The organism is Natrinema salinisoli, assembly GCF_020405205.1.
GTDB lineage: Archaea > Halobacteriota > Halobacteria > Halobacteriales > Natrialbaceae > Natrinema > Natrinema salinisoli.
In genome coordinates this window covers 79,478-93,532 of sequence record NZ_CP084471.1, presented here as the reverse complement: position 1 = coordinate 93,532, position 14,055 = coordinate 79,478, and the positions used below count along the sequence as shown (strand labels likewise).

General features: G+C 54.1%; 12 protein-coding genes and 1 pseudogene. 3 read left to right on the top strand and 10 right to left on the bottom strand.

Translation table 11 applies throughout. The features are described from left to right. Window positions 1-96 precede the first annotated feature (96 nt). The 4 genes and pseudogenes from LDB05_RS23185 to LDB05_RS23170 all read right to left on the bottom strand — a co-directional run. Window positions 97-330 (bottom strand): annotated as a pseudogene (locus LDB05_RS23185) (biosurfactant protein 1); the annotation flags it as partial. Further along, complete coding sequence (locus LDB05_RS23180) at window positions 272-475, bottom strand: hypothetical protein (RefSeq protein WP_226008341.1); 204 nt, start codon at window positions 473-475, stop codon at window positions 272-274. The pseudogene LDB05_RS23185 and the gene LDB05_RS23180, both read right to left, overlap by 59 nt. Then, window positions 468-1,406, bottom strand: coding sequence for an ArdC-like ssDNA-binding domain-containing protein (locus tag LDB05_RS23175; RefSeq protein ID WP_226008340.1), 939 nt, complete (start codon window positions 1,404-1,406; stop codon window positions 468-470). The genes LDB05_RS23180 and LDB05_RS23175 overlap by 8 nt, the downstream gene beginning before the upstream one ends. A 125-nt stretch (window positions 1,407-1,531) precedes the next feature. Continuing rightward, entirely contained in the window at window positions 1,532-2,455 is a 924-nt protein-coding gene (locus LDB05_RS23170) for a transcription initiation factor IIB (RefSeq protein ID WP_226008339.1), read from the bottom strand. A 321-nt stretch (window positions 2,456-2,776) separates the two neighbouring features. Between LDB05_RS23170 and LDB05_RS23165 the strand changes: the two genes are divergently transcribed. Beyond that, window positions 2,777-4,837 (top strand): HEAT repeat domain-containing protein, encoded by a 2,061-nt coding sequence (locus LDB05_RS23165; protein ID WP_226008338.1) that lies wholly within the window; start codon window positions 2,777-2,779, stop codon window positions 4,835-4,837. A 169-nt stretch (window positions 4,838-5,006) separates the two neighbouring features. On the opposite strand, the gene LDB05_RS23160 is transcribed toward LDB05_RS23165, so the two are convergent. Both LDB05_RS23160 and LDB05_RS23155 read right to left on the bottom strand, forming a co-directional pair. After that, the gene (locus tag LDB05_RS23160; RefSeq protein ID WP_226008412.1) at window positions 5,007-5,180 is read right to left on the bottom strand and encodes a hypothetical protein; all 174 of its coding nucleotides are present in this window, start codon (window positions 5,178-5,180) and stop codon (window positions 5,007-5,009) included. Window positions 5,181-5,477: 297 nt separating this feature from the next. Then, on the bottom strand, window positions 5,478-6,512 hold the full coding sequence (locus LDB05_RS23155) for a hypothetical protein (protein WP_226008337.1): 1,035 nt from the start codon (window positions 6,510-6,512) through the stop codon (window positions 5,478-5,480). A gap of 58 nt (window positions 6,513-6,570) precedes the next feature. Here LDB05_RS23155 and LDB05_RS23150 point away from each other — a divergent pair, with 58 nt between their 5' ends. After that, window positions 6,571-7,470: a hypothetical protein gene (locus tag LDB05_RS23150; protein WP_226008336.1), complete on the top strand. Its 900-nt coding sequence runs from the start codon at window positions 6,571-6,573 to the stop codon at window positions 7,468-7,470. A 171-nt stretch (window positions 7,471-7,641) separates the two neighbouring features. On the opposite strand, the gene LDB05_RS23145 is transcribed toward LDB05_RS23150, so the two are convergent. Continuing rightward, window positions 7,642-8,520 (bottom strand): biosurfactant protein 1, encoded by an 879-nt coding sequence (locus tag LDB05_RS23145; RefSeq protein WP_226008335.1) that lies wholly within the window; start codon window positions 8,518-8,520, stop codon window positions 7,642-7,644. Window positions 8,521-8,614: 94 nt separating this feature from the next. Beyond that, a complete protein-coding gene (locus tag LDB05_RS23140; protein ID WP_226008334.1) occupies window positions 8,615-9,541 on the bottom strand; it encodes a transcription initiation factor IIB in 927 nt (308 codons plus the stop codon). Between the two features lie 444 nt (window positions 9,542-9,985). On the opposite strand from LDB05_RS23140, the gene LDB05_RS23135 reads away from it, so the two are divergent. Further along, window positions 9,986-11,143 (top strand): hypothetical protein, encoded by a 1,158-nt coding sequence (locus LDB05_RS23135; RefSeq protein ID WP_226008333.1) that lies wholly within the window; start codon window positions 9,986-9,988, stop codon window positions 11,141-11,143. Window positions 11,144-11,319: 176 nt separating this feature from the next. On the opposite strand, the gene LDB05_RS23130 is transcribed toward LDB05_RS23135, so the two are convergent. Together LDB05_RS23130 and LDB05_RS23125 are read right to left on the bottom strand one after the other, a co-directional pair. After that, entirely contained in the window at window positions 11,320-12,774 is a 1,455-nt protein-coding gene (locus tag LDB05_RS23130) for a hypothetical protein (RefSeq protein WP_226008332.1), read from the bottom strand. After that, window positions 12,764-14,032, bottom strand: coding sequence for a hypothetical protein (locus LDB05_RS23125; RefSeq protein ID WP_226008331.1), 1,269 nt, complete (start codon window positions 14,030-14,032; stop codon window positions 12,764-12,766). The genes LDB05_RS23130 and LDB05_RS23125 overlap by 11 nt, the downstream gene beginning before the upstream one ends. Window positions 14,033-14,055 lie beyond the last annotated feature (23 nt).

Sequence of the window (14,055 nt, the reverse complement as noted above, 5' to 3'; positions counted from 1 at the left end):
TGACGTTAGCTTCCGCCGAAGCCCTGCACCTGTATTAACCAACAGCTTCGGGAAGCCCCATTCTATGTTGGTTAAGCCGTTGTTCTGCTGAGTATTCTACTCGGGGTTTGGTCCGTGACGAGGCGACTGACACACTTGGCACTCCCACATCGGCTGGCCAGACCACTCGTCATCAGGGACAGTCTCGAATTCCTGGAACTGATGCTCAGTCTTTCGACCGCACTTGCTACATTTAAGATGTGTTCTCGAGGGAACACTGGGTTGGCGATCCTCAGAGTGCTCGTCGATGACGGCGCGCTGGAGTGCAATGGCTGGCACCAACCGAGAATCTGACTTCGAGATCAGTGCCTGCTGAGTCGACGAGTTGCTCGAGTGCTTCGATGTCGATCACTCGGTGCAGTTGGTACTCGTCACGACCGAGTCCCTGCTCTTCGAGCGCAGTGACGATTCCGAGGAGGAGGTTTCGATCACTCATCCTCGGTCACCTCGTCGGCGACATCGATGATCTCCGCAGCTGTCGAACTGATCCGCTCGAGACGGTCGAAGATCACCTCCGGCTCGTCACCTTCCCATGCAGCCAGATAGAACGCCGACCCGCTCGTATCTATCCCGAAGTACCGCCCGACGATGTAGCCGACTGCCTCTGCCTCGAGTTCGCGTTTCGAGCGCTCGGTCTTGTCGTCGGTGTCACTGTGTAGGAGTGCGTGAGCGTATTCGTGGACGAGCGTCACAGCGAGATCAGCGTTGTTCTCACGGTCTCGAATCTCGAGTAGTGGTCGCTCTGCAGGAGACCGATACTGACAGACGCCCTTGGCATCACCGTGAGACCATTCGTCTTGGGAGACGACCTCCACATCCACAGTGAGTGACGAGGCTGCCTCGAGAAGCGCTGGCAGTAGTTCATCGGCATCTCCAGTCGCTTCGGTCTCGAGCTCGGGTAGTGGCTCTCCCTCTGTCTGGGAAATATCGAACACCGGAGCTGGCCGAAAGCCGACAAGCCCTTTCGACCACTCTTCGGGTGGCGTCTCATCGTATTCACAGTCGCTTCGCTCGTGGTATGATGGCGAGTTCTCACAGTCGGGACACTGCTTCGCGATGATCGGTGCCCAGATCCAGATCGCGTTTTCGCCTTCTTTCACATGGCGATCGAATTCGTTTTGCCACGTCCGATAGCCGGCAACGCGAGTCGCATGCGGACACTGCCGGTTGATCAGGAGCGTATTTCGGTACGAGTAGTCATGGAAGCGACTCTGCACATCGAGCCACTCCAGGAACTGCTCACTCGAGGCTGCGTCGTCGACTTCCTCGACGAGGTCTTCGGCCCACGCTTCCATCGTGCTGTGCATCTCATCGCGTCTAGTGTCCGAGTCTTCGAAGGACACCTGCGAACAGTCGCTCGTAGTCATTGGTTTCGATGACGGACGCTCACTTCTGAGAGCGCCCCGCACCCCTCAGGGGGTGAAAAAACCTACACGAGTCACCACTCGAGCGGACCCTCGCTACCCATATGATCCGGTTCTTCCTGATCGGATCAGGCGTCGAGTTCGAGTAGCTCGTCCCGTCGATTTCGAAGTGTATTCGGCGATGTTCCTGCAGTATCGGCGATCTGGCGCTGTGAGAGACACAATCCCGCTCGCTCAGCGGCGAGATACAGACAGCCCGCTGCGACGCCACTCGGCCGACGGCCAATCGTGAGTCCAGCGTCACTCGCCTGCTGTGCGCGCTCAACTGCCCGTCGACGGACTCGGTCCGGAACCTCGAGCTCCGTCGCTAGTTGTGGAATCCGATCGATCGCTGATACTGGCTGTGTCGGTAACTCGAGGTCGACGTTCATCGCGTCGTAGGCGTTGGTGAGTTTCCCCTGATCACAGCGAGCACTGGCAGCGATTTCTGCCCGTGATCGCCCGAGCCCGTTACATCGGGATGTTGCATAGACACTGGCTGCGGCTACCGCCTCGAGCGATCGGCCGTGACAGAGCCCCTCCGATTGGGCTCGTCGGAAGAGCGTACACGCTTGATCACGGATACTCTCCGCCAGACCGAGACGAGCGACGATCCGCCGGACTTCACTGAGGCCATACGCGAGGTTCCGTTCCGCTTTCGACTGCCACTGTGCACGGGACTGTTCGCGACGCAGTCGGTTCAGCTGCCGTCGCTTCTGACTCGAAAGCGTGTTTCCGTTCCCATCTCGGTGATAGCCGATTTCGGTGGACAGACCGCGATCGTGACGTGTCGGCGTCAGTGGTGCGCCAGTCCGTTTCTTCGATTCCTGCCCGTTACTTCGCCCCCAACTGGGCCCTCGATCGAGTTGGTTCTCCTCGAGGACGAGTCCACAGTCCTCACAGGTCGTTTCACGGCTAGTCCGTCGAATACTGCCACCACAATCAGGACACTCAGTTGTAGTCGTCTGGACGTCTTCGTCGAACGCCGTCGTATAGATCTCTCTCGTTGCCATCGTTGGCTCCGAAGGGACAACGGAACAGCCCCTTCACCCCTTCTGGGGCGATAAACATCACTGAGCGATCACGTGGGTCATTTGATGGGGTGCTAACTGTTGAGCGGGCAGTAGAATGAGCGGAGGGAATCAACGTCAGAATGAGATATGCCATGTGTATCGGGTCTGGTTCTACGGTCTCTACGAGGTTTACCAGGGGAAGATCAACGAGCTTGAGCAGTAACTTGCGCATCTCGAACGTACGCGAATCGTGTAACTCGAGACATCAGCGGCGCCGAAATATACACCACTATGATAGTTCTCGGGGTGCTTGTCCTATCTATGGGGGCAAGTGATTGGGCAGGTAGGATGGTGACGAAGATGCAGCGAGAGTACGGAGTGGGTCAAGACCGGGCCCTGCAGATAACGAACCGTGTTCGGAAACTGGCCGCCAGTCCTGATATCAAAGCGCTGGAAGAAGCGGGATTGATCGAGGGAGATTTCATCTCGGAGTTAATTCAAGATCTAATCGCGCTGCTGAACCAGCAAGACGAGGAATCGATCGAGGGGCGCTGGAATGCCCTCATGAAGGAGCGAAGGGTCTATGATGTCGTCGGGGCTGACGCGCTCCTCTACGACCCGGCAAAAGCCGGTCTTAGTCCAGACAAAGAACTAGTTTCTGACGACGGGGAATCCATCACGATACAAGAAGCGATGATTACCGCCTGGCGGGAGGAGATCCCTATCGAAGCAATCCCGCGAGGGATTCGATTAGGAAACACCGAGTTCCGGGATAGAAATAGCGGCCAGATAACTCTCTCGCAGCACGAAGATGGATTCGACCAGAACGAACTGAGTGACCAACTCGGCCGGGACTTGCGAAGTAGCCGGCTTGAAGTCAATGCCGATCTGCTTGCTCTGGAGGACGTCGATTTTCCCATGAAAGCACCGCGTCAGGACTGTGTGCTCGCTATTGCCGCAGTACGACGGTACATCCTCGAACACGGCGGTGCCTCTTGTGACGAAATCTTGGACGCAATGGAACCCGAGAAAAGTCATCCGCTCGGGATTAACGGTGTTCAGGCGAGAGCAAAGGGTTTCGAATACGAATTCCGCCATAGATGGTGGGAAGATGTCGTTTCTCCCGGTTTACGTTCACTTTCAGATATCACAGAACCACTCCACGAATCCGGGAAGTGGTTCTCCGACGAAGCGACGACGGGAGGCTTTGAATCCGAGGCCACAGTCGAAAGCATCCTGGATGAGGGGTGCCTATTCGAAATCGCGTATCAGGACGATACCAAAGAACAGCGGGTGTCCGGCTACCACGATGAGATTACACGGCCATCGGCAAAACCGCTCAACGGGCCGTCGGTGTTCCGTTTTCAACCAATTGGAGAAGAAAGCCCGATCACGATTCGTCTTCCGGACCTACGTGAACTTCACCCGATTTCCCTCGAACAGCTACCCGACTCGATCTGGGATCCTGCAATTTCGGAATTAGTGACGATCGTGGATGAGAACCCAGAGCAAATCCCGCTCGGAGATGTTGAGGCTGTTCTCGAAGCTGTTCAGAATGACGAAGTTGAGGCCGTCCCAGCACTGATGTTCATCGCTACGGTCTTCGGGGAACGGAAAGATATCCGCGAAGCGGTCGCCGACAAATTGGAGACTATGCTCCTCGCTCGATTAGATCTCCTTACCGATAAGGAGCAAGCAGAGGAGATAGCGAAGTGCTTCGGAATTATGGCTGAGGTAGCTCCTGAACGGGTGCTGGACGCGCTGCCAGCGATGGTGTCGACAGCCGACTCCGCGACCTTGGAAACTCGCCAGTGGCTGCTATATGCGTTCTCGAACGTCGCCGAAGCATATCCCGAGGAACTCCTCCCAGCAGTCGAGACCCTGATCGAGTGTATCGAGGTGTCCGACGAAAATCTACGTACGAACGCACTCTCGACACTCGGAAAAATTGCACACGCCTACCCCGATGCGGCCAGTGATATCACTGACTCACTCGGTGAACTGCTCACCAGCGACGATGCGTTGGTTCGTGCAAACGCTGCTGGTCTCCTCGGTGATATTTCCCAGTCGAATCCCGAATCCGTCATCCAACTTGCTCCGGAGCTGATAGAGTCTCTTACTGCTGAAGACGAAGAAACGAGAGTTCACGCCTCAATTGCGTTACTTCGTGCCGGCGAAGCTAATCTCGACGCAGTTCGTGATGAACATGAGCAATTGGCCGCTGCTCTCAGTGATTCAAATTCGACCGTGCGGGCGAATGTATGCACCTTGATTGGGAACGCCGATGTGCCCGTTCCAGATGACCAGTTGCGGCTACTCAAAGACGATCCTGATAAACGGGTTCGAGAGCAGGCAGCATGGGCGCTTGGTCGAATCTCCTGAGAGCACTAGGATGAAGAATGGAAGATCCCGTGACGCACTTTGTTGATGACACTACCCAAGCCTACGCGTTCCGCTCGTGTGGCGTCGTCGACGATGATCGTACTGAAAAACACTCGAGCAAGAACGACTGTACTTCGGTCAGGAGAAGACCGTGTTCTGCGATGTTCATCTATATTGGGAGGATGCCGTTGACGTCCTCAAGACAAGCCTCACGTTCCTTATGTTCGGCTAGCTCTTCGGCGTACGTAGCAACGTCCCGGAGCCGCTCCGGAGTCGACACATTGAGCGTGTTGACGATCTCTGTCGGGAGATTCGACAATGGGGTCGGGGGCCCGTAGGACATTGGCTGCTCTCGTGTTAACCAACGCGACCGCTGATCCATACTTTTGTTGGTTAAGGCGATGGGGCCGGCTCCTATGCCTGCTGGCTATAACACTACTCGAAAATTCTTCATACACAAGTTTCGTACTGTGTCATACCCGCTAGGCACCGAGTGCGCCCATCACGTTGATGATCGACCGTGGAACCGTCTGGTAGTTGTTCGGGAAGAACATCTGGAAGCGGGTACGTGCCTCCTGCGGTGGAACGGTCTCCCACTAGTCTTCGCTGGAGTCTCAAACTCGAACATTTTCACTGAATTCTATTGACGTACGACACCTCGTGCGTCGATGAGATGGGATAGTCCTTGGTTGAATCGTGTATTCTGCGTGCTAGAATCGATTTCAGATTTACAGGCAGCGATGAGCCGGTTAAGTCCCTGCCTGCGTTTGGTGAAGTGAGTTGCATAGTCGTGAAGTGTGGGCCCGTGAGTCGAGATTGAGTACGCTCGGTTTGACTCTAGTATGTTGTCAGAGAGGGCCTCTTTGGCGGCACGGAACTGACTCTCAGCTTGTTCTAGGTGCCTCTGTTCGTGCTGCCGGGCTCCGGATTCAAAGCGGTTTGCTGAGTCGAGATATGATTGAATCGCTGTGCTATGTTGGTTCTGAATCCGAACCTGCATACCGAGCTGTGTCGCCACGTCCTCGATTTCTGGGAGTAGTGTGTCTATGGATTCTTTGCTTGCTGTTCTTTCCCCGGCGCTTTTGGCTTCCTCGTTTGCGGTTTCGATCGCGTCAATATCCACGAAACTCGACAGCGCTCGTTCTGGGCGTTCTCCGTCATATAGAGCAGGCATTTCGATCATTTCGAGAACACGCTGTGTTGAAGCTACGTGTTGGAGAACATCGTTGAGAGACTGGTAGTACGCACGTACTGCTTCGAGGTGAGCTAACCGCTTTGCGGGACGTGACTGTGTTGGCGGCGGATCGATCCCTGGAATAATGCTTAGTACGCTAGCGACACGTCGTTGTTTCTCGGCGATCCAGACGCCCTGTGTGACTGTTCCATCGTGAAGCACCTCGCTGATTGTCTCGATGGTGCTCTCAACCATCGGCGTGAGTCCAGACATCATGAGCGGATCTCGCAGATCAGTTACGTTGAGTCGGTCGGCGAGCGTGGCCGCGCTTTTCTCAGCTTCTGAGAGGCGTGAATCGGTGTTATTTGATGTGGGGAATTGGTTTCTGAACAGCCAGCCTGATCCGGTAAACACCGCCACGGCTTTCAAGATATCTCGCCGGTCGAAGTTACGCTCTTCCATCCATTCTTGGAGGGCTTCCTGATCGGGAGTCCCGTCCATTGTTATATTGTCAGCAGTACTAGAAGGGTTTAAAACCGTCGCTGAATGAGGGTTGAATATGAGCAAAGCCGATTCTGCTCGGCTTGCGGATGCGAAAAGTCGCATTCGTGCCGGCCTCCGGTCTCACGCACTTGCATCGGCATCCTCGTCTCGAGCAGTCCAACTTGCTGATCAACTCGCAGACGTTCATGAGGAGCTCGGCGACACAGAATTGGCAGCCGTCACAGATGGACAGCAGATTTCCGCAGCTGTTGGAAACATCAACACGGACCAACTTCACGGCCTCCGGAAGGTTACTGAAGTTATTGAAGAGGATCTTGGAGTCGATGTCGGCCATAGTAAATTCGCGCGGATAGCGGGCATGGCCTCGACGTTTACCTCCATGGGCTCATTCGCTCTCGCTGGTCACAACGTCCTTCTCTCTGCGACCGCCCTCGATACCGCTCACGAAGAGGCTGGGTCGATTTCTGCAATCCAAATGCCACGGTTCTTCAATTTCTATCGATCATTAGCGATTTTCGTTGCGGAAGGATTGCTTTTCTGGACCCCGTTGAACTTCAAAACGGCATGGAGGGGAACGCGGTATCTAAATAATCGAGTTCTCTATCGATTCAGAAGTGTTCATAACGGCCTCTACAAACTGCTCCTGAGTGAGGTCCATTACGCTATCCGTGGCGTTATTCCAACAACTCTGCGCGATCCCGAAGCGTTCGCAACCTATCTTACCTCGATGGTCATGCAGACCGTCGAGTTTATTCGAGAGTTCGAGGAAATTGACTCGCTCACCTTTCTGGACACTGCAAAGTCAATCGCTCGTGAGTTTGAGACCTTCGTTGAGGACACATATGATGTGACTACGGGAAACATCGATATTGCCGCAATAGCAGAGGAGGCCCTCTCTGAAATCACAAGCACTTTCGATTCCAGAATTATGTATACCCCGACTCAACGATTATAGTAATCCGTAAGATGCCATGTCCAGAGGGTGATGTCTTCAGACCGTCTGAGTTACTTACTAAATCTAATCCGTTCCAATATTTAAATAAAGACTCGACGCGTTCTCTTGGATTAACTAACAAATGTCGGCGCTACTTGCAAGCTGTTGGTTAACCGATGTCCAGCCCTTGCGCTACTCGAGACTGGGTCCGTAGCGAGCCGAGCCACACACCCGACACTCCCAGATCGGTTGCCCCGTCCACGCCTCATCCGTGACCGACTCGTGGGTCTTGAACCGATGGTCGGTCGCCCGTCCACAGTTTTGACAGTCGAGTTCCTGAGTCGTCGGTACCGACGACACCTGACGATCAGCCGCAGCCTCGCCAGTGGATTCGGTCAGCGCCATCGCTGGAACCAGCCATACCGCGTCGTCGGCGTCGTCGAGGACCGCATCGAGACGCGACGCGTCGCGGATGCCGTCCCCACGCTGGTCGTAGAGCCGCGTCGGGGCCTGCTCCTGACGCTCCGACGCTCCCTGCCCGTGCCACCCAGCCCGGTCACGGGCGACACTGAGAAGCCCCTCACCCTTCCCTGACGATACCTGTACCGCCTCAGGGATTGAGGGCCATTGATCAGCCAGCTGGCGCGCAGGCGCCTCGTCGAGACTGTAGATGAGCGTGTAGTCGTCGACGGCCGGCTCCGCCTCGTTGGCAGAGAGGAGGGTCGCCGCGGCGCCGCCCTTCGCCACGGCGCCGTAGAACGTGGTCGACTCGACGACTAGGTGGACGATTCCGAGGAACGTCGTCGACGCTGTCTCGTTCGTGCTAGTGGCGTCACTCCCGAGATGGTTGGTGAGACAGAACCGGCATTTCGTCTGGCCGTCTGGGACTGACGACCCACAGGACCGGCACTCGCCGTCGTCTGCCGCCGCATCAGGGTAACCACTAGAGCTCGTCGCGACGCGTTGCCGCCGGGGGGCACCCTCACACCCGTCGTCCAGCCTTGTGTCCGGAATGTGGGACGCCTCGCCAGTCGGCCGCAGTTCCTCAAAGTCGGAGTAACGACGGTTCATAGCGGAGTCTACAGAGAACATGGCTCGTCTTCGTGTTTAAATCGTAGCGTGGATAGAACGATGTGCAGTACAGACGGAGAGACAGTGGACTGCGTCAGGCGACCTGTTCCTCCAACGTATCCCGGTGTGCCCGGACAGTCGCCTTCGAGGCGTTCGCCACGTCCGCGGCCTCGGATTGCGTCAGCCATCGGCCCTCTTCGCGACCGGCCTTGTAGAGGCAGGCTGCGGCGAACCCGGCCGGATGGACGCCCGTCGTGACGCCGCGCTCCTCGGCCTGTTCCGCGAGCGTTCGGGCCCGCTGTCGGATTTCGTCCGGACACTCGAGGTCCGAGGCGAGTCGCGGCACGAACATGCTGGGGGAGACGGGCTCAGTGGGGAGCCCCAGCTCTTCGTTCAGCGTTTTGTACGCGTTCGTGACCCGTGACTCCGCGACGCGGGCCATCTCGCTGACGTCGTCCACTAACCGCGAGAGGCCGTTGCACCGGCAGGCTCCGTAGACGCTGGCTGCGGCGATGGCCTCGATGGATCTGCCACGAAGCAGATCCTCGTTCTGGGCGCTCCGGAAGAGCTGACACGCCTGGTCGCGGACCGAATCGGAGAGCTCGAGCGCACTCGCCAACCGGCGCACTTCGCCCAGCCCGTGGGCGAGATTCCGTTCTGCTTTCGACCGCCAGCGACCCCGGGTCTGCTCACGACGCATCCGCGCGAGTCGCCGTCGCTTCTGTCCAGAGATTTCGTTCCCCTTCGCGTCGGTACCGCGACCGATCTCTGTCGACAGGCCGCGATCGTGACGGGCCGCAGTGAGTGGGGCACCCGTTCGCCTGCGCTCCTCGTCGTCGTACGCTCGCCGCTCCGGCCCATGATCGATACGCTGCTCGTCGATGACCAGGCCACAGTCTTCGCAGACCGTTTCGACCGCGTTCGTGGTGACCCGACCGTCGCACTCGGGACACTGGTTCGCACTCGATTCCGTTCGGATGTCTTCGTCGAATCCGCTCTCGTAGATGTCTCTAGTTGCCATCGTTCTCACCGTGTTTCGGGAACTCGCTATTACAGCGAGCCCCTCACCTATTGGGGGAAAATAGACGCTATCGGGTACGGAATTCGGTTCAGCTGGATTGTGACTCAGACTAAAGTGCTTGATTCGCTGTTCTATACTCCTCTACAACGGAGTGACGAGACCTATGAGTGCCGATTGGCCCGCTGCTGCCGTTAGATCGGTGGCAGCGTCATCAAATAACTTCTGAGAGGGAATCAAAACCGCTAAAGGAACTTGAGAGTTTATTGCCTTCGATTTCTACTGCATTCTGGAGGGGTTAGAAAGTATTTGGGCCAAAGGACGAGTCCTATGTTCGCCAAGGGACCACCGAACTGACTGTAGGACCTCAAGGGTAGACAATACCCTCCTCATATAAAGAGGATCTCATCGAAAAACCGTTGTTCCATCCTTGAGACAGGAACCTTCATGGACTCACGTACTCGGAATATTTTCTTCCAGCCCAGGTATGAGAGCGATGCCCAGTACGAACAAAACGTAGTCAAACATCTAGTCACCGTTCTCGAACGAACAGATGACTCTATCACTGAGTCTGTACTTACAGACCTTCTCCCCAAGTTTTGGACAGCAACAGACGAGGAAATCATGGGATACGTATACGATATCGAGGTCTACCCGAGCGACAACCCAGATTACGATGAAGCTTACATCCTCGGTCTCTCCAACTACCGTACTCAGATTGAGGAGGTCGAAAGTGAGGAAAAAGATGGCCGGGCCGATGGCCAAATAAGTGCTATCACTCCAAAAGGCGACCAAGTTTTCTCAATTATCATCGAAGCAAAGACCGGTTCGGAAACTCTTAGCTCCGAACAATTGAACAGGTATAAACAGCAGTTCGAGGCCTTAGAGATTGCTACAGCTGAATGGGCGGACGTCTACAGCAGTTTTGCGGATCTGGAGGTCGAAGAGGGTATGAACGATTTCCTTGTGGACCAGTACGCCGAGTTTCTGTTGAACGAGGAGATGGAGGGTGTAATTGCGGAGTCAACAATCACGGATAGTGACGACAACAATAAGCAGGTGAATCAGATCCTTATCCGGTATGAGCCAGATCTTGAAGGGGAACCGTACGCTTTCCGCTTCCTTTCCTGGTATCGAGATTCAGCAAATGACGACTTCGTACTGTATTACTCAGCATGGCTCTCCGCAGATGACTTCCGACATCTCTTCAGCCAAGTTGAGAGACATATCCGGCGAGAGACATTCATCGGAGTCGAGAACGATGAAGGCGATATCGAACCTTCGCTAGATCCTCTAATCGAGTGGGCAAAGAACGGAGGATACGGGCCATCAGAGGGCCAGGAAGATTTCCAGGGAAGCCATCAGGCTGTGGTTGCTGAAATTAAGGATAGGAACGGGCATTACCCGGAGCTCCGGCTGAAAGGGGGAGATGCTCTTCGGTTCAGCAGGATGACTGAGAACAATTCTGCGAATATTCAGAAGCCGACACACTACACGCGAGATGAGTTTGCTAAGTTAATGTCAGAGTTGGATCGAGATCTGCGGGAATCGATGTTTGTGGAATTTGACTTCGAACCATTATGGAACGAGTTCACTGGCCGCTGAATCCTCAAGCCGACTACTGTGGCAGTGAGCGATCGTATTTTCGTATTCAGTCTTCTTCGATACACCATCATGCTTAGAGAGTTCGCCGGCAAAAATCACCGACACCTTCTACACTACGGTCCACATCAACCTCCAAAATTTTCCTCGCTCCTAACAGAATCATAATTTAACACCTTCTAATCCAAGTAGGCTTCCAGAAGTCTCTCAATCTCTCCTGTTCCTCCGATCCTCTGTTCTAAATGGGCCATGACGACATCTCGTGTAACCACAAGCAGACCAGGCCGCTCATCGTAGGCCTGTTCATACTCAGACTGCTCCTTGTCCGAATGACCGACATTTCTTGTATGCGCCCGCAGATACTGATACTCAGCCGAATTAAATGTATCTCGGTGGAACAGCGGATATATACCTCTCGTAAACGACCCAGCATCTAATGAGAGTTCGTTCGAAAGAGTTGCCGAAAGATACGCAGCCATAATCGCCAAAAACCCATCCACCGTCAAAACTATCATATACATATCTTCGCCATAGTGGCGTTGCATCCGATCATAGAACTTGATCTCCTGCTGCCCACTGACATCTGCCACAACGAAAATATGTGCGATCGCCGCGCTTTGGAACGCGTACCTTCGCGCCCGCTTCACGTATTCCTCATGCTTTCCATCTACCTTCTCTTGCCCGAAATTCGCCACCTTTCCTGACTTTGTATCCACAACCCCTAGAATCGGCTCATACTCTGTCATGCCGTGGCTTCCCTCCTCCTGAATGTAGAAGAGATTATCCGGTTCGATCTCCCCGGTACTATCCTCACCACCGAACCCTGGTTCTACACTGAATAGGTGCGAGAACGCGGCCTCGCTGATCTTTTCTAATCGGCTTCCATCTCCTCTGCGAATCTCTCCATTTCTACGGAGTATCTTAAGTTGACTCAGTTCCGACAAGATGTAGCTAGGGTTGCGGTCAGCTTTAACGGTGAAATCGTTCGGGTCTTCGCCAAACCGGTCCGCAATCACTTGTTGGTTGAGCGCATGCAGTTCCACTATCGTTTGAAGAGTCTCTTGAATCTGTGTAGTGCTGGCCACCTGTTGGAAAGGCATAGCATAAGCGAGATAGCCTGTGCCGTAGACCGATTGTAGCTCAACGATATCGCTTATCTCGTCTCGCGGAGTCAGTAATAGACAAGGTTTGCCCTTCTCAATTGTCCGCTGCAACACATCCTTGATAGTCCTTTCGTAGTCATTCGGTCCATATAACACCGCAATATCGATGTTTTCCTCTGTCCGAATCAAAGCATATCGTGGTAAGGCATCACCAGTATAGTCCTCCGAGGTAAGACTTAGATTGGCGGCGACATCATTCAATACGGCCTCAAAGTCAGGCCGATATCGCTGTCGATCATCTTTATCAACATATTCGACATGCTCGGAGTTCGCGTAGCACCGTACCAAGAACTGTCCATCTTCTTCCAATACCCGGGCTTCGTTGTCACAGCCATCGACAACACAGGTGCTGGGTGGCTGCACTAGTTTCTCGCGATAGACACCATCTAACTCTGCCGGAACCTTATTCTCTTCAACTGGACGTTCCTCTGCGAGGAATCTCTGTAGGGCTTGGACAATATCACTCCTCATCGCTAGGTTGGAAGAACCGTTCCAGTGCTTCCTTATTCTCTTCTGATATTCGTCCGCTCAACGGCGACCAATCACCGGATTCCAGACGAATCCGTTCTCCGCCGATTTGCAGAACAAGTTCGATATTCTCCTCATCGGCTTTCTCCAAGTAGTCTTGGAAACTGGTCTCAATGCCGTCGATTGTCTCGAACAAATTGTCTAAGTTGTTCGCGATGATAACAAACTCGTCAGTGCTTGTCGACTGGTCGTCGCTAATCGCATAGCCTACAAGTTCTATCGATTCGTATTTTGTAATCAGCTCTTCTTCCTTGTCTTTCGGTAGTTCTTCGTCCTTTAGATCCTCCTTTCGGCCTTCTTTCGTCTTGGATATCACTTCTTTTAAAGCATCGGAGGTATTCTCCTCGCTCTCCGCCGCTTCCTTTGCACCTTGTTGAATCGTCTCGATTACCTCGGATCGTTCTTCAGTAAATCGTTCTAACGGTTCGTCAATACCGAACAGGAAATCAAACAGTTCATTAATCTCCCGACGCCATCCGTTGGCACCTGGCTCCTTGGTAAAGGTTATTTTTGTTTCTTCCTGCCCTGGTTCGATGCTGATGCCGATGTTTTTCAGAGGGTAGTATTGTTCCCCAGTGATAGACGGTTTTGCTGGCGGTGTGTCCTTGCCGTCATCACGGTACTCGAAGATTCGGCGATATTTCCGGCCGTACTCGCGATAGATTTGCAAGAATACGGCCTCATCGTCAGAGTCAACGAGAATCCGCAACGGGTCCAACCGCTGTTCCTCAATGTTCCTCTGTTCCATGAACTCGCTAACTCCGGTATCGATATCGTCGATTTCAAGCTTCTCATCAAGATAATATGATTCCTCGTTCTTGACGGCGAATAACTCCGAGCGGAACATAATCTTCTCAAGCTCGTCTTCTAGCCCGTGTTCGTAGATAACGAGAAGTAACTCCGAGCGATCGTCTGTATCCAAGTCTTCCCGCGGGACATCATACTCAGACTCCAGAAATTCTTCAGCATACCGTCGGTTGATGTTCCGTTCTTTCAACAAGTCATATTGCCTTACGAACTCCCGAACCTGTTCCTCAAACCGGTCCACGAGAAGAATGCGGACCATTGGTGCCCTGTGATCGAGGCGGTCGCCCGTGAACACTTCATGAAGACGATTGGAGAACTCCTTGCTTCGATTATCGATCCGGTCCAGAAGAACTTCGTCTGGATCATATCCTTTGAGCTTCTCTCTTTCACTCATTATTACACAATTCTTAACCAGTC

Coding starts and splice junctions, on each gene's coding strand:
- LDB05_RS23155 (WP_226008337.1), bottom strand. CDS start 6,512: ATGGACGGGACTCCCGATCAGGAAGCCCTCCAAGAATGGATGGAAGAG.
- LDB05_RS23175 (WP_226008340.1), bottom strand. CDS start 1,406: ATGACTACGAGCGACTGTTCGCAGGTGTCCTTCGAAGACTCGGACACT.
- LDB05_RS23130 (WP_226008332.1), bottom strand. CDS start 12,774: ATGAGGAGTGATATTGTCCAAGCCCTACAGAGATTCCTCGCAGAGGAA.
- LDB05_RS23160 (WP_226008412.1), bottom strand. CDS start 5,180: ATGTCCTACGGGCCCCCGACCCCATTGTCGAATCTCCCGACAGAGATC.
- LDB05_RS23135 (WP_226008333.1), top strand. CDS start 9,986: ATGGACTCACGTACTCGGAATATTTTCTTCCAGCCCAGGTATGAGAGC.
- LDB05_RS23125 (WP_226008331.1), bottom strand. CDS start 14,032: ATGAGTGAAAGAGAGAAGCTCAAAGGATATGATCCAGACGAAGTTCTT.
- LDB05_RS23145 (WP_226008335.1), bottom strand. CDS start 8,520: ATGAACCGTCGTTACTCCGACTTTGAGGAACTGCGGCCGACTGGCGAG.
- LDB05_RS23140 (WP_226008334.1), bottom strand. CDS start 9,541: ATGGCAACTAGAGACATCTACGAGAGCGGATTCGACGAAGACATCCGA.
- LDB05_RS23150 (WP_226008336.1), top strand. CDS start 6,571: ATGAGCAAAGCCGATTCTGCTCGGCTTGCGGATGCGAAAAGTCGCATT.
- LDB05_RS23170 (WP_226008339.1), bottom strand. CDS start 2,455: ATGGCAACGAGAGAGATCTATACGACGGCGTTCGACGAAGACGTCCAG.
- LDB05_RS23180 (WP_226008341.1), bottom strand. CDS start 475: ATGAGTGATCGAAACCTCCTCCTCGGAATCGTCACTGCGCTCGAAGAG.
- LDB05_RS23165 (WP_226008338.1), top strand. CDS start 2,777: ATGGGGGCAAGTGATTGGGCAGGTAGGATGGTGACGAAGATGCAGCGA.